This window comes from Allosphingosinicella sp., assembly GCF_036570505.1.
In the GTDB taxonomy this organism is placed as follows: Bacteria; Pseudomonadota; Alphaproteobacteria; order Sphingomonadales; family Sphingomonadaceae; genus Allosphingosinicella.
The window spans coordinates 1-21,708 of the sequence record NZ_DATCYB010000045.1 but is presented as its reverse complement, the minus strand read 5'-3'; the positions used below and the strand labels follow the sequence as shown (position 1 = coordinate 21,708).

The following is a 21,708-nucleotide window of genomic DNA, read 5'->3' as shown; positions in this document are numbered from 1 at the left end:
TGGCGGCGGCCGACCGGGGCGAGATCGGCTGGGGAAGCCTGCGCGCCTATGCCGGCGAGCGACGTTCGGAAACCCAAGCCCTGTTGGCACGCATCCGGGCGGAAGGGCCGCTCGCCGCCTCCGATTTCGAAGGCGGCAAGGGCAATGGCGGCTGGTGGGGATGGGGCGACACCAAGCGGGCGCTGGAATGGCTGTTCTGGGCCGGGCACATCACCACCGCCACGCGCCGCGCGAGCTTCGAGCGGGTCTATGACGTCAGCGAGCGCGTAATCCCGGCCGCTATCCTCGCGCTGCCGACGCCGGCGGAGGCTGATGCGAAGCGAGCACTCGTCGCTCTTGCCGCCCGCGCGTCAGGCATCGCTACGGAGGCCGATCTGCGTGATTATTTCCGCCTCGATCCGGCGTCGGCCCGGGCGGCGGTACAGGAGCTGATCGAGGAAGATGCACTCGTTCCAGTGATGGTGGAAGGTTGGACCAGACCCGCTTACGTCCACCGCGACGCCCGCTGGCCGCGCCGCATCAAGGGGCAGGCCCTGCTCGCGCCCTTTGACCCGCTGGTCTGGCACCGGGGGCGCACGGAGCGGCTGTTCGGCTTTCGCTACAGGATCGAAATCTACACGCCCGCCGAAAAGCGGACGCACGGCTATTATGTGCTACCCTTCCTGCTGGGCGACCGGCTCGTCGCCCGTGTCGACCTCAAGGCGGACCGCCGCCATTCCCGGTTGCTGGTCCAGGCCGTAACGTTTGAACCCGACGCGCCACCCCAAACGGGCGTGCGGCTCCAAGGCGAACTCCAGCTCATGACCAAGTGGCTCGACCTCGAAACGGTCGAGCACCGGCAATCCGCTTAAGCGTCCGAAAGCGTCGCCAGCTTTTCCTCGGCGAGGCGATCGAGTTCGGCGCGGCTCTTCTTTTCCGAAGCCGATTTAAGCTGGCCGCACGCCGCCATGATGTCGCGACCGCGTGGACGGCGGATGGGTGCCGAAATCCCCGCCTCGAAGACGATGTCCGAGAATCGCTGCACCCTCTCATCCGACGAACATTCGTAGGGAGCACCGGGCCAGGGGTTGAACGGAATGAGGTTCACCTTGGCGGGCAGCTTGTATTTGCGGATCAGGCGGACAAGCTCGCGCGCATCCTCGTCGCTGTCGTTCTTGTCCTTCAGCATCACATATTCGAAGGTGATGCGCCGGGCATTGTTGGCGCCCGGATAGTCGGCGCAGGCCTGCAGTAGCTCCTCGATGCCGTATTTGCGATTGAGCGGCACGATCTCGTCGCGGACTTCCTTGGTGACCGCATGGAGCGACACGGCGAGATTGATGCCAATCTCCTCGCCCGCTTTGGCCATCATCGGAACCACGCCGGAGGTCGAAAGCGTGATCCGGCGGCGAGAGAGGCCAAGGCCGTCGCCGTCCATGACGATCTTCAGCGCGTCGCGGACATTGTCGAAATTGTAGAGCGGCTCGCCCATGCCCATCATGACGATGTTGGAGAGCATGCGCCCTTCCGGCTGGGACGGCCATTCGCCGAGCGTGTCGCGCGCCAGCATCACCTGGCCGACGATCTCGCCAGCGGTGAGATTCCTGACGAGACGCATCGTGCCGGTATGGCAGAAGCGGCAATTGAGCGTGCAGCCGACCTGGCTCGATACGCAGAGCGTGCCGCGATCCGCGTCGGGAATGAACACCATCTCGAAATCGTTGCCGTCGGGCGTTCGCAGCAGCCATTTGCGCGTGCCGTCGGTGGAGACGAGATGCTCGATCACTTCCGGGCGCCCGATCGTGAAACGCTCGGCGAACCAGGCCCGCTGCGGTTTGGCGATGTCGCTCATCGACGCGAATTCGGTGACGCCGCGATTGTAGATCTGGTGCCAAATCTGCTTGGCGCGCAGCTTCGCCTGCCTAGCGTCCAGCCCCGCTTCCTCGATCGCGACGCGAATCGCCTCGCGGGAAAGGCCCACCAGGTCGACGCGCGCATCGTCGCCCGCCGGAAGGGCGCGCGGCACGGGAACGGGGTCGATCAGACCCGGAATAGGCATGGCTGCTGTCATGAGACGCGCCATGTAGCGATGAATGTGGCTTTTTTCTAGCTTGGCCGCGCGCAGGCGATGGCGGCGGCGTCGATGGCTGTCGCCGCGCCTCTCAACCGGTAATGGTCCTGCACCCGGGCACCACGATCGGATCGCGTCTCGATGGTCATGTCGACGCCGGTGCGCATCGCCGCCACGATCTCGGCGTCGGCGCGGCGGTCCGGTGCCCAGGCATTGTTGCCGCCACCGATCAGCTGCCAGGTTCGGTCGTCGATCTTGAGCAGCACCGCCGACCCTTCCCGCTTCTGGCGGCTGAGGCGGATATGGAGCTGCCCGCGAACGCCGTGCCCCGGCCAGTATCCGATCGACGCGAACGGCTTCCAGTCGCGCGGTCGTGGCGATCGTTCCGGCTCCGCGATGGCGAAGCAGTGGTTCCCTTCCTCGAACGCGCCCCATTGAAAAAAAATTCCGAGCGATCGGGGCTGCGCCTCCGCCGGAGTGGCAAGATTCAGGAATATAGGGAGTAAAATCGCGCCTCTCATCAGCGCCGAGAGATCAACGGTCTGTGGTGGGATAGCAACAGAAAATCGCGTTTATCCGGGGTTCATGCAACTTCCTCCAGCCGCGTTCGCTGGGCTCGCCGTTCCCCGAACGGGGGCTCGTTAACGAATGGAGTTAATAATGCGTACTTATGTAATCGCCGCCCTGTTGGCCGGCAGCGTTGCCTTTCCCGCCATGGCCCAGAACACTTCGCCGTTCACCGGGCCGCGCGTCGAGGGCCTGATCGGCTATGATTCCCTGCGCTCTGGCGAACGCGAGGACGACGCAGACACCAACGACGATCAAGGCGACGAGACTATCGATGGTATCGGCTTCGGCGTCGGCGCCGGCTATGACTACGATGCCGGCGGCGTCATCCTCGGCGTCGAGGGCGAGTTCATGGAATCGACCGGCAGCCAGGATTCGGACGAGACCATCGACGGCTTCACCCGCAGCGTAGAAACCGGCCGCGACCTCTATCTCGGCGGCCGTGTCGGCATGCAGGTCGCGCCCAGCACGATGGTCTATGCCAAGGGCGGCTATACCAACCTCGCCGTCGAGGCGAATTACGAGGGTCCGGACGACACGTTCGAGTTCGACGACAATGCCGACGGCTTCCGCGTCGGCGCCGGCGTCGAACAGCTGTTCGGCCCCAATGCCTACGGCAAGCTCGAATATCGCTATTCGAACTACAGCAATCTGGAGCACAACCGGGAGGGCACCACCGATCTCTCCCGGAACATCGACCTCGATCGTCACCAGGTCGTGGCCGGTGTGGGCTTCCGTTTCTAACCCGCGGCGTCAGTCGTGAAACATGGGGCCGGGGCCGCGACGTCCCGGCCCTTCCTTTTTTCCTTCACTACCCTCTGGCGGGCGTCGTCACTCTCGTTATAACCGGCGGACAAACGGAAAATACGGCAGGGGTCAGTAATGAAGGCGACGATCGAACGGGCTACGCTTCTCAGGGGCCTGGGGCACGTCCAGTCCGTCGTGGAGCGCAGGAACACGATCCCGATTCTCTCCAACGTCCTCATCGAAGCCAGCGAAGACGGCGGCATCCGGCTGATGGCGACCGACCTCGACCTTCAGGTCAACGAAACGGTCGAGGCCAACGTGACCCAGTCCGGCGCCACCACGGTTTCCGCCCACACTTTGTTCGACATCGTTCGCAAGCTGCCCGAGGGCAGCCAGGTCGAGCTCTCCGCCGCCGAGGGCAAGATGCAGGTCAATGCCGGCCGCGCCCGCTTCAACCTTCAGACCCTGCCGCGCGACGATTTCCCGGTGATCGCCGAGGGCGACCTGCCGACGAAGTTCGAGCTTCCGGCCGCGACGCTCCGCCAGATCATAGATAAAACTCGCTTCGCGATCTCCACCGAAGAGACGCGCTATTATCTGAACGGCATCTTCTTCCACGTTTCGGACGAGGCCCAGCCCGTCCTCAAGGCGGCCGCGACCGACGGCCACCGCCTCGCCCGCGTGACCGTGCCGCGTCCGGCCGGCGCCGAGGGCATGCCGGACGTGATCATCCCGCGGAAATGCGTCGCCGAGCTCCGCAAACTGCTCGACGAGCTCGACGGCACCGTCGAAATCTCGCTCTCCGAATCGAAGGTTCGCTTCGGGCTCGGCACCGCGATCCTCACCTCCAAGCTGATCGACGGCACTTTCCCGGACTATAGCCGCGTCATTCCCACCGCAAACGACAAGCTGCTGAAGATCGACCCTCGCTCCTTCGAGGAAGGCGTCGACCGCGTCGCCACCATCGCCAGCGAGAAGACCCGCGCGGTGAAGATGGCCCTCGACCGAGACCGCGTGACCCTTTCGGTGACCAGCCCGGAACAGGGCACTGCGGCCGAGGAAGTCCCCGGCGATTATGCCAACGAAGCGCTCGAGATCGGCTTCAACGCCCGCTATCTCCTCGACATACTCGGCCAGATCGAAGGCGACACGGTAGAGGTTCACCTCGCCGATGCCGCCGCCCCCACCCTCCTTCGCGAGAATGACAAGGCGCCGGCGCTCTACGTGCTGATGCCGATGCGGGTCTGATGATCTGCCGGCTGTGGCGCGGCTGGACCAGTCCAGAAAACGCCGCGGCCTATGAGCGGATCGTCCGCGGCGAAGTCATACCCGGCATAGAAGCACGCCGCATCCCGGGGTTCCGCCACATCGACCTGATGCGGCGCGAAGTCGGCGATGAGATCGAGTTCCAGACTCTGATGTGGTTCGACAGCCTGGACTGCGTCCGCGCCTTCATGGGCGAGGATTACACCGCCAGCCACGTCCCCGCGGCCGCCCGGACCGTGCTTTCCCGCTTCGACGAGCATGCCGTCCATTATGAAGTGCTCGACCGACGCGAGCAGCCGGGTTGAACGCATGATGGAATTCAGCCGATCCGTCCGGGTGGAGGCTTTGCCTGCCGGAGACGAGGCCGCCACGCCACCGCAGGAATGGCGCGTGGGAAAACAGCGCATCATGCAGGGAGACTGCATCGATCTGCTGGCCCGCCTGCCCACAGGATCGATCGATGTCGTCGTCACCTCGCCGCCCTATAATATCGGCGTCGCCTACAACAGCTATGACGACCGCCGGCCGCGCCTGGACTATCTCGCCTGGCTGACCCAAATCGCAAGGGAACTGGCGCGCGTACTCACGGCCAGCGGTTCCTTTTTTCTCAATGTCGGCGGCACCAGCTGCGATCCGTGGATCGCGATGGACGTGGCGAGTGCCTTCCGCGACATCTTCGTGCTCCAGAACCACATCGCCTGGGTGAAATCCGTCAGCATTGGCGAGGACACCGTCGGCCATTTCAAGCCGATCACCAGCCGCCGCTACCTCAACAACAATCATGAGGCGGTATTCCATTTCACCAGGACCGGCGATGTGGAGGTGGACCGCCTCGCCATCGGCGTGCCCTACAAGGACAAGTCCAACATTACCCGCTGGAAGCACGGCACCGACCGGCGCTGCGCCGGCAACACGTGGTTCATTCCCTACAAGACGGTGAAGTCGCGCGCGCAGAAGTTTGACCATCCGGCGGGCTTCCCGGTGGAGCTGCCCGAACGCTGCATCAAGCTCCATGGCATCACCGACGCGACGGTCCTCGATCCTTTTTTGGGCGCCGGGGCGAGCCTCGTCGCGGCCGAGAAGCTCGGCTGCAAGGGGATCGGCTTCGAGATCGACCCCGTCTATGCTGAAGCCGCTGTCGCCAGACTCAAGGCTCATGTGGCGGACGAGGATCGATGAGCTTCAACAGCTTCGGACATCTGTTCCGCGTGACGACCTGGGGGGAAAGCCACGGCCCCGCCATCGGCGCCGTCGTCGACGGCTGCCCGCCGGGTCTCGCCCTCAGCGAGAAGGATATACAGCCCTGGCTCGACCGACGCCGGCCGGGCGGCTCGCGCTTCACCAGCCAGCGGCGGGAGCCCGATGCGGTCCGGATTCTGTCCGGTGTTTTCGAAGGCCGCACGACGGGCACACCGATCAGTCTGGTCATCGACAATGTCGACGCGCGCCCCAAGGATTATGACGAGATCGCCAAGGCTTATCGCCCCGGCCATGCCGACTATGCCTATGACGCCAAATACGGCCTCCGCGACTGGCGTGGCGGCGGGCGTAGCTCCGCGCGCGAGACGGCGGCGCGGATGGCTGCGGGCGCGGTGGCGCGGCTCATCGTGCCGGAAGTGTCCATCAGCGCCTATGTCGTCGAGGTCGGTGGGGATTCGATCGACCGTGCCGACTTCGACGCGGCAGCGATCGGCGAGAATCCCTTCTTCTGTCCGGACCGCGGCGCCGCGGCGCGTTGGGAAGAGTCGATCGATGCGGCCCGACGGGCCGGATCGTCGCTGGGCGCCATCGTCGAATGCGTCGCGACGGGCGTTCCCGCCGGCTGGGGCGCGCCCATCTATGCCAAGCTCGACGCCGAGCTCGCCGCCGCCTGCATGTCGATCAACGCGGTGAAGGGCGTCGAGATCGGCGACGGATTCGCGGCGGCTAGGCTGAAGGGCGAGGAGAATGCGGACGCCATGCGGCCTGGCGACGACGGGCCTCGTTTCCTCAGCAATCATGCCGGCGGTGTCGCCGGCGGCATCTCGACGGGCCAGCCGCTGGTCGTCCGGGTCGCCTTCAAGCCGACCTCTTCCATCCTGACACCCGTCGAGACTGTCGGCCCCAACGGGCAAGCGGTGGAAATTTCTTCGCGGGGCCGTCATGATCCCTGCGTCGGCATCAGGGGAGCACCGGTGGCAGAAGCGATGATGGCGCTCGTCCTGGCCGACCAGAAGCTGCTGCATCGGGCCCAGTGCGGCCAATGACCCCCTCGCGCGTTGACCGGTGATGACCGGGGGCATCCAGGGATTCATCGACGCCAACAGCGCCGTCATCGGCCTCGTCATCCTGGCGGCGATGTTCGTCGAGTTCCTCCGTGAACGCTATCCGGTCGCGGTCGTATCGCTGCTCGGCGCCTGCGCCTTCGTCGTCACCGGCCTGCTGGAGCCGGACGGGTTTTATTCGGTCTTCTCCAACTCGGCGCCACTGGCGATCGGCGCCATGTTCGTGCTTTCGGGAGCCTTGGTCCGCACGGGCGCGATCGACGCCGTCGCCTCCGCCATCGTTGCGCGCGCGAGCAAGCATCCGCGGCTCGCGATCCTCGAGGTGATGGGTGGCGCGTTGATCGCCTCGGGATTCATGAACAACACCCCGGTGGTCGTGATCCTGATACCGATCATGTTCCGGCTGTCGGCCGCGACCGGCGTTCCGGTCAAGAAGCTGATGATGCCGCTGTCGATCGTCGCCATCCTCGGCGGCTGCCTTACCCTCATTGGTACATCGACCAATCTCATCGTCGACGGCCTCGCGCAGGAAGCGGGCATGCTGCCCTTCAGCATTTTCGAGATCACGCCCTATGGCATCGTCCTCTCCCTTGTCGGATGTGCGGCCCTGCTCATACTCGGGCCCTTCCTGCTCCCGTCTGATCCTCCCCGTGAAGCGCCTGGCCAAACCGACGACACATCCGAATATCTGACCGAGCTCAGTATCAGGCCGGACAGCGCGGCCGTCGGAAAACCCCTGAAATCGGTGGGATCCCTCAAGAAACGCCTCAAGAAGATCCGTGGCGTGAGCCGAGCCGGCGAACTGTTCCGCACTGGTTTTGAAGACATGGAGTTGAGGGCGGGCGACCGGATCATACTCAAGTCCTCGCCGGTCGACGTGCTGACCCTGCGTCGCAGCCGGGATTTCGACATCGGCATCAGCCGGACCTCGACCCCCCTGCCCGAAGAACATGACGTGGTGGAGACGATGATATCGCCGTCCCACCCTTCGATCGGCGGGCGGCTGGCGGACATTCCTTTCCTGAACCGGCTCAACGTGCGCGTGCTCGGGATCATGCGCTTCAAGCACATGCCTGGGCCCGACCTCGCCAGCGCGCGCCTGCGCGCCGCCGACCGGCTGCTGGTCGCCGCCGGCCCGCGCGGGATCCAGGGCCTCAGGGAAAATCCGCATTTGCTCGGCGTCAGCCTCTCACAAACCCGCGCGTTCAGGCCCGACCTCGCTCCAATCGCGATAGCGGCGCTGGCGGCGGTGATCATCGTCTCCGCCCTCGACATCGCGCCCATCGCCGTCGCCGCGATCGTCGCGGTCGGCGCCATTCTCCTGTTCCGCTGCATCGATCCGCTGGAAGCCTGGAGCTCGATCGACGGCGACGTCCTGATCCTCATCTTCGCCATGCTCGCCGTCGGCCTCGGGCTCGAACAGGCGGGGAGCGTCACCTTGATCCTCAACTGGATGACGCCGATGCTCGAACAGGCGCCGCCCTGGCTGCTCGTATTCCTCGTCTACGGCATCTCGCTCCTGCTCTCGGAGCTGCTCAGCAACAACGCCGTCGCCGCGATCCTGACGCCGATCGTCATCGGGCTCGCGCGCGACCTCGGCACCGATCCGAGACCGCTGGTGATCGCGCTGATGATCAGCGCCTCGGCCTGCTTCGCGACGCCGATCGGCTATCAGACCAACGCCCTCGTCTATGCCGCCGGCGACTATCGCTTCGCCGACTTCGTGAAGATCGGCATCCCGCTCAACATTATCGTCGGCCTGGCCGCCTGCTCGGCGATCCTGGTGCTCTACTGACTCGTATTCCGGCACCCGGTATAGTCGGGCGATGACCGTCACCGCCAAGCGACTTCGCGTGCACGGCCGCGTTCAGGGCGTCTTTTATCGCGGCTGGACGGTGGAGCGGGCGCGCGCGCTCGGCCTCAGCGGCTGGGTCCGCAACCGCCGCGACGGCAGTGTCGAAATACTCGCCCGCGGCCCCGGCGAGGCGATCGAGGCGCTCATCGAACAGTGTCACGAGGGACCGCCCGCCGCGCTGGTGACGGATATTGAGGTGCAGGAGTCGGCGGAACCCGCCCCCGAAGGCTTTCAGCAGCGGCCGACGGAATGATTACCGGCGGCGGCCGATCAAGGTGCCCTTGGTGCCGCTCTTGACGAGCTCGAAATCGAAGTCCGGCCACAGCTTGCGCCAGCGGCGCGCGATCACTCGCTCCCCAGGCCGGGCGCCGTCGTCGAGCATCACCGTGCCGCCCCGCGTGATCCGGCCGAACAGGGTCGCCGCGGCGCCCCTGGTGAAGGGATGGATCGTCCAGGGCGGGCCGTCGATCAGCATGAAGTCGATCGCATCCGGCAGCGGTTCATGATCGTACCAGAGGCCCGACCAGCCCCCCGGCGCAGACACGAGCGGCACCGCGCGAAGATCGGCGGAAAGCCCGTGATCCGCCAGCCAGGCGCCGGTCGCTTCCACAAACTCCGCATGCTGATCGAAGGCGATATGCGTTCCGCCGCCCGCTATCTGCATCGCTCGTGCGACGATCAGCGTGGAAGCTCCGGCGCCGAACTCGACCACCACTTTGGGCTTCGTCGCGAGAATATGGTCGGCGACGAGGTGGAGGAGCCCGACATCCGCCTTCCAGCTGCCGAGATGGGGAAGCGCATCGGCGGGCAGATCAAGTTTCTTAAGGAGCGCCCGCTTGCGCTCCTGGCTGCCGCCATAGAGGCTCTTGAGCAGCCACGGCGCGTTGATCGGCCCGAAGGCGAACAGGGTGGCCCATTCCCGTACGGTGCGTTCATGGCGCGTCCAGCCCGTCGGCGCATGGGCGCGTGGGAGAATGCCTGTCGTCTCTCTTGAGGTCACGCGCTCACCCTCACCTAGGCTTTATTGATCGGCGAACGGATCGCGGACCAGGATCGTATCCTCGCGCTCCGGACTGGTCGAGACCAAAGCGACAGGACACTGGATCAGTTCCTCCACCCGTCGGATGTATTTGACGGCTCGGGCCGGAAGCTGCGCCCAACTGCGTGCGCCCGCGGTGGATTGAGACCAGCCCTCGATCCTTTCGTAAATCGGCTCGACCGCCGCTTGGTCGCCGGCATGGGCGGGAAAATGTTCGAGCGTCCGACCATTGAGGCGATAGCCGGTGCAGATCTTGATCTCTTCGAGGCCGTCGAGCACGTCGAGCTTGGTGAGAGCGATGCCGGTGACGCCTGAAACTGCCATCGACTGGCGCACCAGCACGGCATCGAACCAGCCGCAGCGACGGCGGCGACCCGTGACGGTGCCGAACTCATGGCCCCGCTCGCCCAGGCGTTGACCGATCTCGTCCTCCAGCTCCGTCGGGAAGGGGCCGGAACCTACGCGGGTGGTATAGGCCTTGACGATGCCGAGCACGAAACCCGCCGCCGACGGGCCAAGGCCAGTGCCTCCCGCGGCCGTGCCGGCGATGGTGTTGGATGACGTGACGAACGGATAGGTGCCGTGGTCGACATCGAGCAGCACGCCTTGCGCGCCCTCGAACAGGATGCGCTTGCCCCTCGCCCTCGCATTATTCAGCGTCAGCCAGACGGGCCGCGCGAACTGAAGCACGAACTCGGCGATCTCGCCCAGGTCCGCCTCCAACCGTGCGCGATCGATGGGACTCTCGCCGAAGCCGGCGCGGAGGGCATCGTGATGAGCGCAGAGCCGGTCGATCTGCGGGCCGAGCTCGCCCAGATGGGCAAGATCGCAGACCCGGATCGCGCGGCGGCCGACCTTGTCTTCATAGGCCGGACCGATGCCGCGCCGGGTGGTGCCGATCTTGCCCTGTCCGCTCGCATCCTCACGCAGCGCATCGAGGTCGCGATGGAAGGGGAGGATGAGCGGGCAATTATCGGCTATCTGCAAGGTTTCCGGGGTGACGGATACGCCTTGGGCGGTGAGCTTCTCGACTTCGGACTTGAGCGCCCAGGGATCGAGCACCACGCCATTGCCGATGACCGACAAGGTGCCGCGAACGATCCCGGACGGCAGCAGCGACAGCTTGTAGGTCTCGTTGCCGACAACCAGCGTATGCCCGGCGTTATGGCCGCCCTGGAAGCGGGCGACGACATCGGCCCGGCTCGCCAGCCAGTCGACGATCTTGCCCTTGCCCTCGTCGCCCCACTGGCCGCCGATCACGGTTACGTTCGCCAAGACACCTATCCCCGGAAAATGACCGGCTGGCTCTAGGAGGAGTCATCCCCCGCGTCCAGCCGCGCGGACTAGAAGCGCAGCGGCTTCACCTCGCGGACGCCGGAGAGGGCCTTGAGCCGCTCCAAGAGGCCGCGGTCGACGTGGCTGTCGACGGAAAGCAGCAGCACCGCCTCGCCGCCCGTCGCACGGCGGCCGAGCTGGAAGGTACCGATATTGACGCCCGCCTCGCCCAGGGTCGTGCCGAGGCGCCCGATGAAGCCCGGCGCATCGTCATTGGCGATGTAGATCATCTCGCCCGAAAGCTCGGTCTCGATGCCCATGCCGAGCATCTCGACGAGACGGGGCTTGGCGTTGCCGAACAGGGTGCCGGCGACCGACTTCGGCCCGTCCGGCGTAGTCGCGGTGACGCGCACCAGCGTGTGATAATCGCCCTCGCGATCGTGCCGCACCTCACGCACGTCGAGGCCCCGCGCCTTCGCCAGGAAAGGCGCGTTCACCATGTTCACCGTATCGGAATAGACGTGCATCAGCCCGGCCAGGACGGCCCCGGTGATCGGCTTGGGATTGAGGTCGGCGGCCGCGCCCTCGACCTCTATCGCGACCCCGCCGAGGTGACGTCCCTCCAACTGCCCGATCAGCGAACCGAGTTGCTGGGCCAGTTCCATATAGGGCTTCAGCTTCGGCGCCTCCTCGGCCGACAGCGACGGCATGTTGAGCGCATTGGTGACGCCGCCCGTGGTGAGATAATCCGACATCTGTTCGGCAACCTGGATCGCGACATTGACCTGTGCTTCGGTCGTCGATGCACCGAGATGGGGCGTGGCGATGAAGCCCGGAGTGCCGAACAGTGGACTGGCCTTGGCCGGCTCCTCCACGAATACATCGAGCGCAGCGCCAGCGACCTGGCCATTGTCCAGCGCCTCCTTGAGCGCTTCCTCGTCGATCAGCCCGCCCCGCGCGCAATTGACGATGCGGACGCCCTTCTTCGTCCTGGCGAGATTCTCGCGCGAGAGGATGTTGCGCGTCTGGTCGGTAAGCGGAGTGTGGAGGGTGATGAAATCGGCACGGGCGAGAAGTTCATCCAGGGCCACCTTCTCGACGCCAAGATCGATCGCCCGTTCGACCGTCAGGAAGGGATCATAGGCGAGCACCCGCATGCGCAGGCCCAGGGCGCGCTCGGCGACGATCGAGCCGATATTGCCGGCGCCGATCAGGCCGAGAGTCTTGCCGGTCAGCTCGACGCCCATGAAGCGGTTCTTCTCCCATTTGCCGCCCTGGGTGGAGACGTCGGCGGCGGGAAGCTCGCGGGCGAGCGCGAACATCAGGGCGATGGCGTGCTCGGCGGTGGTGATCGAGTTTCCGAACGGCGTGTTCATCACGACCACGCCTTTCGCCGAGGCCGCCGGAATATCGACATTGTCCACTCCGATGCCGGCGCGGCCGACGATCTTGAGTTTGGTTGCCGCTTCCAGCAGCTCCCTGGTCACTTTGGTCGCCGAGCGGATCGCGAGTCCGTCATAGTCGCCGATGATCGCCTTCAACTCTTCTTTCGAGAGGCCAGGCTTCTCGTCGACCTCGACGCCGTGCGCGCGGAAGACTTCGGCAGCCTTGGGATCCATTTGGTCCGAGATCAGAACTTTGGGCATGTTTGTATTTTCCTCGTGCCCCGGCGAAAGTCGGGGGGTCCAGTCCGGGGCACCGGCTTTCGCCGGTGAACTAAGCAGTCCGCGCTTCCTCGAAGGCCCAGTCGAGCCAAGGGCCCAATGCTTCGATGTCGTCGGTTTCGACCGTCGCTCCGCACCAGATGCGGATGCCGGGCGGGGCGTCGCGATAGCCGGCGATGTCGTAGGCCGCGCCTTCGGCTTCGAGCAGGGTTGCCATGCTTTTCACCAGCGCATTCTGCCCTTCCTCATCGAGGCCGCGCACGGCGGACTCCGAGAATTTCAGGCAAACGCCGGTGTTGGTCCGGATCGCCGGATCGGCGACGAGATGTTCGATCCAGGGCGTCGCCTCGACCCAGGCGTCCACCGCGGCCGCATTGGCGTCGGCGCGAGCGATGAGCGCGCGGAGCCCGCCCAGTCCCTGCGCCCATTCGAGCGAATGGATGTAATCCTCGACCGCCAGCATCGAGGGCGTGTTGATCGTCTCGCCCTTGAAGATGCCCTCGATCAGCTTGCCGCCTTTCGTAAGGCGAAAAATCTTCGGTAACGGCCGGTCCGGCGTGTAGCTTTCCAGTCGCTCGGCCGCGCGAGGGCCGAGGATAAGCATGCCGTGTGCGCCTTCCCCGCCCAGCACCTTCTGCCAGCTGTAGGTGACGACATCGAGCTTCTCCCAGGGCAGCTCCATCGCGAAGCAGGCAGAGGTCGCATCGCAGATCGTCAGCCCTTCGCGGGTCTCGCTGATCCATTCGCCATCGGGCACCCGTGCGCCCGACGTCGTTCCGTTCCAGGTGAAGACCACGTCACTCGCCGGATCGACGGCGGACAGGTTCGGCAACGTACCGTAATCGGCCTTCATCACCGTCGCATCGAGCTTCAGCTGCTTGACCGCGTCGGTGACCCAGCCCTCGCCGAAGCTTTCCCAGGCGAGCATCGTCACCGGCCGCGCGCCCAGCATCGTCCACATCGCCATCTCGACGGCGCCGGTATCGGAGCCGGGCACGATGCCGATGCGGTGCGTCGCGGGCACGCGCAGCAGCTTGCGGGTCAGCTCGATCGCATAAGCGAGCCGCGCCTTGCCCAGCTTCGACCGGTGCGACCGTCCGAGCGATCCCAATGCGAGATGTTCAGGACCCCAGCCCGGCGGCTTCGCGCAGGGGCCGGAAGAAAAAAAAGGGCGCTCAGGGCGCACTCCAGGCTTCGGATTCGTCACGTTTCAGTCTCTCCTTCCAGAGAGCGCGCGCCGCGTTGGGGCGGCATGGCCCGAGAGCGCACTTAAAGGAGGACGCGGGCCTGTCAACCGGTCCCGCATGTCGCCGCGCCACGAGAACGCTTCGACTCGTCTCCGACCGAGCATCTCTTGACCGCCTGACTCACCATCAGTCACTCTCCGGCACATGGGGAGACGGGGGCTAGTTATGGCGACGCTGCTGCTGGCGGGATGCATTCCGTCCAGCGAGCCCCGCCGCGCCGAACCGTCGAGGGGGGAGCCGCGCGCGGCAAGGTCCGACCCGACCACTCGCCAATGCCTCGCCGACCTCGCGCGCGACGGCATCGAGTTCGAGATACTGCCCGACCGCCGTTTCGGCGGCGGTTGCTCGGCGATCGGCGCAGTACAGCTGCTCGACATCGGCACGCCCACCGCCAACCTCGGCGCCATGACCTGTCCGCTGGCGCGCGAATATGCGCGCTGGACGCGCCAGGCGGTGCAGCCCGCGGCCCGCAATTGGCTCGGCAGCCAGGTCGTGAAGATCGAGAGCTTTGGCACCTATGCTTGCCGTCCGGTCAACGGGATGGCCGGCGGCAAGCTGAGCGAGCATGGCCGCGCCAACGCCGTCGACATCTCCGCCTTCGTCCTGCGCGACGGACGCCGCATCACGGTACTCGAAGGTTGGAACAGCGACGATGACGACGTGCGCGCTTTCCTCCGCGCCGTCCATCAGGCCGGGTGCCGCCGTTTCGGCATCACACTCGGACCCGAGGCCAATTCGCTTCATCACAATCATTTTCATTTCGACATGGGACAGGGGCCTTATTGCCGCTAAAGGGTCGCCCCATGACCGATCCCGTTCCGCCGAAGCGCGTATTCTCCCCCGCCCGCGAAGAAGCCGAAGTCGCCAGCCACGCGACGTCGAGCCCGCAGACCGAGCATCCCGCCTACCGTCTCGCCTTCCAGGATCTGGAATTCCTGCTCCGCGAGGATCTGCGGCCCGTCCGCTTTCAGCTGGAGCTGCTGAAGCCGGAGCTGGTCTTCGACGAGGCGAATATCGCGTCGACCTTCGTCTTCTACGGCTCGGCCCGTATTCCGGAACCTTCCAAGGCCGACGCGCTCATCGAGGCCGCCGCCACCGACCACCAGCGCGGCATCGCCGAGCGCCTCAAGGCGAAATCCAAATATTATGACGAAGCCCGCAAGCTGGCCCGCCTGGCGAGCCGGGTCGAGCCCGACACCGACGGAAACCGACAGTTCGTAGTCTGCTCCGGCGGCGGCCCCTCGATCATGGAGGCCGCCAATCGCGGCGCCGCCGACGAGGGCCAGGATTCGATCGGCCTCAATATCGTGTTGCCGCACGAGCAGCTCCCCAACCCCTATGTCACGCCGTCGCTCAGCCTGCAGTTCCATTATTTCGCGCTCCGCAAGATGCACTTCCTGCTTCGCGCGCGGGCGGTAGCCGTCTTCCCCGGTGGCTTCGGCACGTTCGACGAATGCTTCGAACTCTTGACGCTCATCCAGACCGGCAAGATGAAGCCGTTGCCGATCATTCTGTTCGGCCGAGACTTCTGGAATCGAGTGGTGAGCTTCGACGGGCTCGTCGAGGAAGGAACCATCGCCCCCAACGACCTCGACCTGTTCCATATAGTCGAGACCGCCGAGGAGGCCTGGGACTATCTTTGCGAGCATTATGCCGGCACCGACCACGACCTCGATTGCGTGAAGTAGGCGTTATCGCCGCGATGCCTCGTAATTGGCGATGAACTCTTCGACCGGTATGGAGCCGATCGCTTCCGCGAATGCGTCTTCCGCCAGGTCCCCAGCCTTTTTGAAGCGGATTCAACTCTTGCCCGTGTCAAGCTTCTTGCCGGCCGCGGCATAACCATCCTGGAGCCGCTTCAGGCGCTTGGCGAGGAATAGACGCAGCCTAGATAAAGGGCGGTATATTCTTCTGCGCGGCGAGGCCAGCATGGCCGAGCGGCTGGCCGTGTCCGGGTAGGCTTCAAGCGGAAGCTCCCAGCAGATCAAGCCTCAATTCATCGTCTCGACATAGCCGGCTGGGAGGTTCGCGTTCACGAGGTCGCGGACATGGGCGACGAGCGCGGCGCGCTCCGGCGGAAGCTTTCAGGGGTGACCGCCTTGCTGTTGACCATCCCCGCCTCTCCTATTTCGTCTTGGGGGCGGCCTCGCCCTCTATATTGCCCTCGGGCTGCTGGGCCGCCGCCTCGTTCAGCACTGGCTCGTCCTCGGCCTTGCCGGGCAGGGCTCCCTGGTCGGCTTCCTCGGCCGCGACTTCCGCCGGGGTGTCGACGGCGGGCGGCGGCGGGACCGGAATGGGGCTGCCGCTCATCGAATTGAGATAGGCCATCACATTGGCCCGGTCCTCCGGCTTGGAAAGGCCGGCGAAGGTCATTTTCGTGCCGGGGGCGAAGTCACGCGGCGATTTCAGCCACTGGCTCATCGTTTCCCAGTCCCAGGTGCCGCCGTGCGACTTCAGCGCGTCCGAATAGGCGAAGCCCGCGACATGGGCGACGGGCTTGCCCATCGTGCCGAAGAGGTTGGGGCCGAGACCGTTCGGGCCGCCTTGGTTGGCGGTGTGGCAGGCGGCGCACTTCTTGAACACCTGCTCCCCCGCTGCCGCGTCGGCCGAGGCCAGGAAGAAGGCGATCGGCTGCTCGGCTACTTCGCCCTCGCCTTCGACCTCGACGCCCTCGATCGGATAGCCCATTTCCTCGGGCCGTTCGCCCTTGAACACCTCGCCGGTGACGAGCGACGCGCCCAGCGCCACGATTCCCGCGCCCAAAACCCAGCCCGCAATCGTGTTCTTCCGATCCTGCACGCTCAAAACCTCCGAGAACCGCGCGGCCGCAGACCAGGGCGCGCGTCAGACAATGAAATGATGGCGCCCCTTTAAGCGGGCCGGCGCGCCGGGGCAAGCCGGTCAAAACCGATGCAGCCAGCGCGACAGCAGCGTGTTGGCTATGGCGAAATGGGGTGGCGCCTGGAAGGGCGCATCCGGTCGTCCCGCGAGCGCGGCTTTCACTTGGGCGCGATCCACCCACACAGCATCCGCCAGCTCCGTACGATCGATGGCAACTCGATCGCTCTCCACTTCGGCAATGCAGGCGATCATCAGCGAGGCTGGGAAAGGCCAAGGCTGGCTCGCCACATAGCGCACCGAGGTCGCCCGAACACCCGCCTCCTCGAAAAGCTCGCGCGCGACCGCTTCCTCGATCGATTCGCCCGGTTCGACGAATCCCGCAAGCGCGGAATAGCGGCGCGGCGGGTAATTGATCCCACGCCCGACCAGCACCTTGCCACCATGTTCGGCCAGCATGATGACGACCGGATCGACGCGCGGGAAATGCTCCGCCCCGCAGTCCCCGCATTTCCGCGCCCAGCCCGCGCGAAAGATCTCGCTCGGCTCGCCGCATACGCTGCAGAAACCATGACGATTGTGCCACTCGATCAGGCTTCGCGCCGTCGCCCACAAGGCGGCATCCGCGCCCTCCATCCGGTCGATCAGTCCGAACACGCTCCAGGCCTGCGTCGCTCCCGGCGCCAGCCGCACCAGCGGCGCAAACAGCGGGCGCCCGCCGTCGAGCCCGAGGAAGAGCGGCGTCACCCCCTCCGCAAGCTCGGTCATCGCGCCCCAGGCAAGCCGCCCATCCTCCGCCAGCACCGGATCGAGCACCTCCAGCCGAAGCAGTCGCGCCTTCAGATCGCCGAGAAATGTCGCGATCCTCGCTTCATCGAGGCGCAGATTGTCGGCGCGATCTATTCGGGATCCGGTGAAGCCGGGTGCTCGGGAAAAATTCATGCTGCCCTCTGCCATGCTGCGCCGCGTGCCGCCAGCTTGGCGAAGAGGGTAGGAAGCCCGGCGTCACCGATCTCGCCGACCGGCCACCACATACCGTCCGCGCTCCGCTGCCCGACCTCGGCGCAATAGAGCCGCAAGGTGAGCGCGAAATGGGTGAAGACGTGATGCACCGATCCCGCTTCCGCCCAGTGGGCCACCGCCGGCGCTCCTTCGCCCGGCTCAGCCTCGTCATCCCATCGTCCGGTTGGAAGGCCGAGCATCCCGCCCAGCATCCCCTTGGCCGGACGGCGGACGAGCAGAACGTGGCGATCGTGTTCCAGCCAATAAGCATTGCCCTGGCGCCGCGGCCTTGCTGATTTCGGCGCCTTGATCGGATAGCGGTCCGGTGCCCCTTCCCGCCGCGCCTCGCACCCGTTGGCGATCGGGCAGATCGCGCAGTCCGGGTTACGCACGGTGCAGACGGTCGCGCCGAGATCCATCATCGCCTGGGCGAAATCGCCGCAGCGCTCCGGCGGGGTGATGCTGTCCGCCAGGGCATGCAGCGCCGATCGGGCCCCGGGAAGCGGCTCCTTCACCGCGAACAGCCGCGACACGACACGCTCGACATTGGCGTCGACCACCACGGCCCGCCGACCGAAGGCGATCGCCGCGATAGCGGCGGCGGTGTATCGGCCAACGCCGGGCAGTTTCAAGAGCCCGGCTTCGCCGTCAGGGAAGCGCCCGGCATGCTCGCCCGCCACGCGCCTCGCACACGCGACGAGGTTGCGGGCACGGGCATAGTAACCGAGGCCCGCCCAGGCGGCCATGACATCGCCCTCGTCGGCCGCCGCCAGCGATTCGACCGTGGGCCAGCGGCGGGTGAACGCCTCGAAATAGGGCCGGGCATGCGCCACGGTCGTCTGCTGGAGCATGATCTCGGAGAGCCAGACGCGGTAAGGATTCGACCGCTCGCCGGCCCGCGCGCGCCAGGGAAGGACCCGCGCATTCGAATCATACCAGTGGATAAGTTGAACCGAAGCATCGACGGACATGGCCCGCCTATGCCATGCTGGCGCGGATGGCGAAATCGGGTCCGCGTTCGAAGAGACAGGAAGAGGCCAAGCGCGCCATGCGCCCGCGCGCCGTGTCCGACATGCTGCCGGACGTCGGCCGCGCCGCCTTTCGCCGCTTCGGCTTCGTCCAGTCTTCGGTGGTGAGCCGTTGGCGCGAGATCGTCGGCGAACGCTATGCCGGCGTCTCCTCTCCCGAATCGATCAAGTTCCCGCCGGGGCGCAAATCGGACGGCGTGCTGACCCTGATCGTCGAGGGCGCCCATGCGCCGGTGATGCAGCATGTCGCTCCCGTTATCGCCGAGCGGGTCAACCGCTTCTTCGGCTATCCGGCGGTGGGGCGGGTCGTTTTCCGCCAGGGCATCGTCAAAGTGGCGAAAACGAAGGCGCGCATCGCGCCGCCGTCATTGAAGCCGCTACCGTCCGATATCGGCGACTCCCTTCGTGAGATCGCCGATCCCGAGCTTCGCGCCGTCCTCGAATCGCTTGCGCGCGGGCTTTCGCCGGGCGAAGGGCATGGCGCACCCCCTGCGATGATGACGATTCCGGTCGTCGGCAAACTGACGAGGTAAAGACATGAAGGCATTCATCACTACCGGGACCGCGACGCTGGCGCTGCTCCTGGGCGGCTGCGGCAGTGAAGGCGGCGAGGGCAACGCGGCGACGACGGCGAACAGCGGCCCGATCGATGCGATCCCCGCGCCCAATGGCGGCGACTGGACGCAGGTCGTCTCGGCGACGCCGGAGGGCGGCTTCGTCATGGGCAATCCCGATGCACCGGTGAAGCTCGTCGAATATGCGTCGATGACCTGCCCGCACTGCGCCGCCTTCTCCCGCGAGGCTAGCGAGACGATCAAGAACGAATATGTGAAGAGCGGCCAGGTCAGCTTCGAATTCCGCAATTTCGTCCTGAACGGCATCGACATGGCGGCCAGCTTGCTGACGCGCTGCCAGGGCCCCGGCCCATACTTCCAGCTGACCGGACAGGTCTTCGCCGAGCAGGATCAGTGGATGCAGGCGTTTCAGGACATGCCGCCGGCAACGGCCGAACGCCTCCAGACGCTGCCGCCGGAACAGCAGGTCGGGGCGCTGGCGGAAGCCGGTGACCTTTATTCCTTCTTCCAGATGCGCGGCCTGCCGCAGGCGAAGGCCCAAGCTTGCGTAAGCGATCAGGCAGCGGTCGAGCAATTGGTGGCGATAGGGCAGAGGGCGACCGACCAGGGCATATCCGCTACCCCCACGTTCATGATCAACGGCGAAGTGGTGGAGGGCGCCTCCACCTGGGACCAGCTCGAGCCGCGCATCCGGGGAGCGATCGGCTGACATGAAGCGGACTCTTGCTCTCCTGTTCGCGGCGGCGGCGCTGCCCTTGGGGATTGCGGCCGTTCCCGCCGCCCAAGCCGAGGCAGCCAAGGACTGGACGAAGACCGTGGCCAGGACGCCCGAAGGCGGCTTTCGGGTCGGCAATCCCGACGCGCCGGTGAAGCTCGTCGAATATGGCTCGCTAACCTGCGACCATTGCGCGCACTTCGCCGAGGAGGCGACGCCGAAGCTGCTCGGCCAATATGTGAGGAGCGGCAGGGTCAGCTTCGAATTCCGCAACTTCATCCGCGATCCCGCCGATCTTACAGCGAGCCTGCTCAGCCGCTGCGCCGGGCCGGACGACTTCTTTGCGCTGACCGACCGATATTTCGATAGTCAGGCGCAATGGTACGGCAAGCTCCAGTCGATGAGCGAGGCCGATGCCAAAGCGATCAACGCGCTGGCACCCGCCGAGCGGCTGGCCCGGTTCGCCGCCATAGCCGGGCTCGATGCGACGGCCGCCAAGGCGGGAGTTCCGGCGGCCCAGGCGAAGCAATGCCTCACCAACGAGGCGTCAATCGAGCAACTGGTGCAGATGGGCCGGACCGCCGTCGAGAAGCACCAGATCAAGGGCACGCCGAGTTTCATGATCAACGGCAAGACGCTGGAGAACGTTCATAACTGGGCGGCGCTGGAGCCGCTGCTGGCGGCGGGAGGCTGAGCGCGGACATATGAGCGCCGGGGGGCGGACGTGCGGATAAGGCGCCTCAAGCTTTCGGGCTTCAAGAGCTTTGTCGAGCCGGCCGAGCTGCGCGTCGAGCCGGGCCTTACCGGCGTCGTCGGCCCCAATGGCTGCGGCAAGTCCAACGTTCTCGAAGCCATCCGCTGGGTGATGGGCGAATCCAGCCCCAAGTCGATGCGCGGCGCAGGGATGGAGGACGTGATCTTCGCCGGCACGGCCACCAGGCCGGCGCGCGACTTCGCCGAGGTCTCGCTGCTGGTCGAGCGCCCCGCCGCCGATGTCCCGGACGAATTCGGCGTCGCCGGATCGGGCGAGGTCGAGATCACCCGCCGGATCGAGCGCGGCGCCGGCTCCGCCTACCGCGTCAATGGCCGCGATGTGCGCGCCAAGGACGTCGCCTTGCTCTTCGCCGACGCCGCCACCGGCGCCCATTCTCCCGCCCTCGTCAGCCAGGGCAAGATCGCCCAGGTCATCTCCGCCAAACCGACCGAGCGGCGGATGATGCTGGAGGAAGCGGCCGGTATCGCGGGCTTGCATGTCCGCCGCAAGGACGCCGAGCAGAAGCTGCGCGCCGCCGAGGCCAACCTCACCCGCCTCGACGAGCTGCTCGGCGACATGGAACAGCGCGCCGCCGCTCTGAAGCGCCAGGCTAAGGCGGCCGAACGTTATCGCAGATTGACCGACCAGATCCGCGTCGCCGAGGCCCGTCTCATCTTCGCCCGCTGGCGAGAGGCGGCCGCCGCCGCCGAGGTCGCCAGGAAGGAAGCCGAGCAGGCGAGCGCCACCGTCGAGCAGGCGGCCGAGGCCCAACGCGCCGCCGCCGCCTACCAGTCCGAGGCCGCCCAGGCGCTGGCCGACAGG

At 66.0% G+C, this 21,708-nt stretch carries 23 protein-coding genes; 14 read left to right on the top strand and 9 right to left on the bottom strand.

The genetic code is table 11. The features are described 5' to 3' along the window. Window positions 1–851, top strand: an 851-nt coding sequence (locus VIR62_RS04135) for a winged helix-turn-helix domain-containing protein (protein WP_431868934.1), incomplete at its 5' end; no start/stop codon positions are given. Here VIR62_RS04135 and rlmN read toward each other — a convergent pair. Together rlmN and VIR62_RS04125 are read right to left on the bottom strand one after the other, a co-directional pair. After that, the gene (gene rlmN, locus VIR62_RS04130) at window positions 848–2,038 is read right to left on the bottom strand and encodes a 23S rRNA (adenine(2503)-C(2))-methyltransferase RlmN (protein WP_431868936.1); all 1,191 of its coding nucleotides are present in this window, start codon (window positions 2,036–2,038) and stop codon (window positions 848–850) included. The genes VIR62_RS04135 and rlmN overlap by 4 nt on opposite strands. Before the next feature lie 47 nt (window positions 2,039–2,085). After that, window positions 2,086–2,571: a hypothetical protein gene (locus VIR62_RS04125; protein WP_431868932.1), complete on the bottom strand. Its 486-nt coding sequence runs from the start codon at window positions 2,569–2,571 to the stop codon at window positions 2,086–2,088. Window positions 2,572–2,710: 139 nt separating this feature from the next. Between VIR62_RS04125 and VIR62_RS04120 the strand changes: the two genes are divergently transcribed. From VIR62_RS04120 to VIR62_RS04090, 7 genes are all read left to right on the top strand, one after another. Continuing rightward, window positions 2,711–3,361 carry an outer membrane protein gene (locus VIR62_RS04120; protein WP_431868930.1) on the top strand — a complete coding sequence of 217 codons (651 nt, stop codon included), beginning with the start codon at window positions 2,711–2,713 and terminating at the stop codon, window positions 3,359–3,361. Window positions 3,362–3,499: 138 nt separating this feature from the next. After that, complete coding sequence (dnaN, locus tag VIR62_RS04115; RefSeq protein ID WP_431868928.1) at window positions 3,500–4,612, top strand: DNA polymerase III subunit beta; 1,113 nt, start codon at window positions 3,500–3,502, stop codon at window positions 4,610–4,612. Then, entirely contained in the window at window positions 4,612–4,935 is a 324-nt protein-coding gene (locus VIR62_RS04110; protein ID WP_431868926.1) for a hypothetical protein, read from the top strand. The genes dnaN and VIR62_RS04110 overlap by 1 nt, the downstream gene beginning before the upstream one ends. 85 nt (window positions 4,936–5,020) lie before the next feature. After that, window positions 5,021–5,809 carry a DNA-methyltransferase gene (locus tag VIR62_RS04105; RefSeq protein ID WP_431868924.1) on the top strand — a complete coding sequence of 263 codons (789 nt, stop codon included), beginning with the start codon at window positions 5,021–5,023 and terminating at the stop codon, window positions 5,807–5,809. Further along, window positions 5,806–6,876, top strand: a complete 1,071-nt coding sequence (gene aroC, locus VIR62_RS04100; protein WP_431868922.1) for a chorismate synthase — start codon at window positions 5,806–5,808, stop codon at window positions 6,874–6,876. The genes VIR62_RS04105 and aroC overlap by 4 nt, the downstream gene beginning before the upstream one ends. Window positions 6,877–6,898: 22 nt before the next feature. Continuing rightward, entirely contained in the window at window positions 6,899–8,689 is a 1,791-nt protein-coding gene (locus tag VIR62_RS04095) for an SLC13 family permease (protein WP_431868920.1), read from the top strand. Between the two features lie 31 nt (window positions 8,690–8,720). Then, window positions 8,721–9,002 carry an acylphosphatase gene (locus VIR62_RS04090; RefSeq protein WP_431868918.1) on the top strand — a complete coding sequence of 94 codons (282 nt, stop codon included), beginning with the start codon at window positions 8,721–8,723 and terminating at the stop codon, window positions 9,000–9,002. Here the strand turns inward: VIR62_RS04090 and VIR62_RS04085 are convergent, their stop codons facing one another. The 4 genes from VIR62_RS04085 to VIR62_RS04070 form a co-directional block, all read right to left on the bottom strand. Beyond that, a complete protein-coding gene (locus tag VIR62_RS04085) occupies window positions 9,003–9,749 on the bottom strand; it encodes a class I SAM-dependent methyltransferase (protein ID WP_431868916.1) in 747 nt (248 codons plus the stop codon). Between the two features lie 21 nt (window positions 9,750–9,770). Beyond that, entirely contained in the window at window positions 9,771–11,063 is a 1,293-nt protein-coding gene (locus tag VIR62_RS04080; protein WP_431868914.1) for an adenylosuccinate synthase, read from the bottom strand. Between the two features lie 68 nt (window positions 11,064–11,131). Beyond that, entirely contained in the window at window positions 11,132–12,709 is a 1,578-nt protein-coding gene (gene serA / locus VIR62_RS04075; RefSeq protein ID WP_431868912.1) for a phosphoglycerate dehydrogenase, read from the bottom strand. A gap of 70 nt (window positions 12,710–12,779) precedes the next feature. After that, window positions 12,780–13,934, bottom strand: a complete 1,155-nt coding sequence (locus tag VIR62_RS04070; RefSeq protein ID WP_431868910.1) for a phosphoserine transaminase — start codon at window positions 13,932–13,934, stop codon at window positions 12,780–12,782. Window positions 13,935–14,139: 205 nt separating this feature from the next. On the opposite strand from VIR62_RS04070, the gene VIR62_RS04065 reads away from it, so the two are divergent. Together VIR62_RS04065 and VIR62_RS04060 are read left to right on the top strand one after the other, a co-directional pair. Further along, a complete protein-coding gene (locus VIR62_RS04065) occupies window positions 14,140–14,766 on the top strand; it encodes an extensin family protein (protein WP_431868908.1) in 627 nt (208 codons plus the stop codon). A gap of 11 nt (window positions 14,767–14,777) precedes the next feature. Further along, complete coding sequence (locus tag VIR62_RS04060) at window positions 14,778–15,662, top strand: LOG family protein (protein WP_431868906.1); 885 nt, start codon at window positions 14,778–14,780, stop codon at window positions 15,660–15,662. 436 nt (window positions 15,663–16,098) lie between these two features. Here the strand turns inward: VIR62_RS04060 and VIR62_RS04055 are convergent, their stop codons facing one another. The 3 genes from VIR62_RS04055 to mutY form a co-directional block, all read right to left on the bottom strand. Further along, a complete protein-coding gene (locus tag VIR62_RS04055; RefSeq protein ID WP_431868904.1) occupies window positions 16,099–16,773 on the bottom strand; it encodes a c-type cytochrome in 675 nt (224 codons plus the stop codon). Between the two features lie 102 nt (window positions 16,774–16,875). Next, window positions 16,876–17,754, bottom strand: coding sequence for an NAD(+) diphosphatase (gene nudC / locus VIR62_RS04050; protein WP_431868902.1), 879 nt, complete (start codon window positions 17,752–17,754; stop codon window positions 16,876–16,878). Beyond that, a complete protein-coding gene (gene mutY, locus VIR62_RS04045) occupies window positions 17,751–18,785 on the bottom strand; it encodes an A/G-specific adenine glycosylase (protein WP_431868900.1) in 1,035 nt (344 codons plus the stop codon). Before mutY ends, nudC begins: the two co-directional genes overlap by 4 nt. 77 nt (window positions 18,786–18,862) lie before the next feature. Between mutY and VIR62_RS04040 the strand changes: the two genes are divergently transcribed. The 4 genes from VIR62_RS04040 to VIR62_RS04025 form a co-directional block, all read left to right on the top strand. Beyond that, window positions 18,863–19,375, top strand: a complete 513-nt coding sequence (locus VIR62_RS04040) for a DUF721 domain-containing protein (protein WP_431868898.1) — start codon at window positions 18,863–18,865, stop codon at window positions 19,373–19,375. A 4-nt stretch (window positions 19,376–19,379) separates the two neighbouring features. Continuing rightward, window positions 19,380–20,126 carry a thioredoxin domain-containing protein gene (locus VIR62_RS04035; RefSeq protein WP_431868896.1) on the top strand — a complete coding sequence of 249 codons (747 nt, stop codon included), beginning with the start codon at window positions 19,380–19,382 and terminating at the stop codon, window positions 20,124–20,126. A gap of 1 nt (window position 20,127) precedes the next feature. After that, window positions 20,128–20,826, top strand: coding sequence for a thioredoxin domain-containing protein (locus VIR62_RS04030; RefSeq protein WP_431868894.1), 699 nt, complete (start codon window positions 20,128–20,130; stop codon window positions 20,824–20,826). Between the two features lie 30 nt (window positions 20,827–20,856). Continuing rightward, the coding region (locus VIR62_RS04025) for an AAA family ATPase (protein ID WP_431868892.1) at window positions 20,857–21,708 on the top strand (852 nt) is incomplete at its 3' end.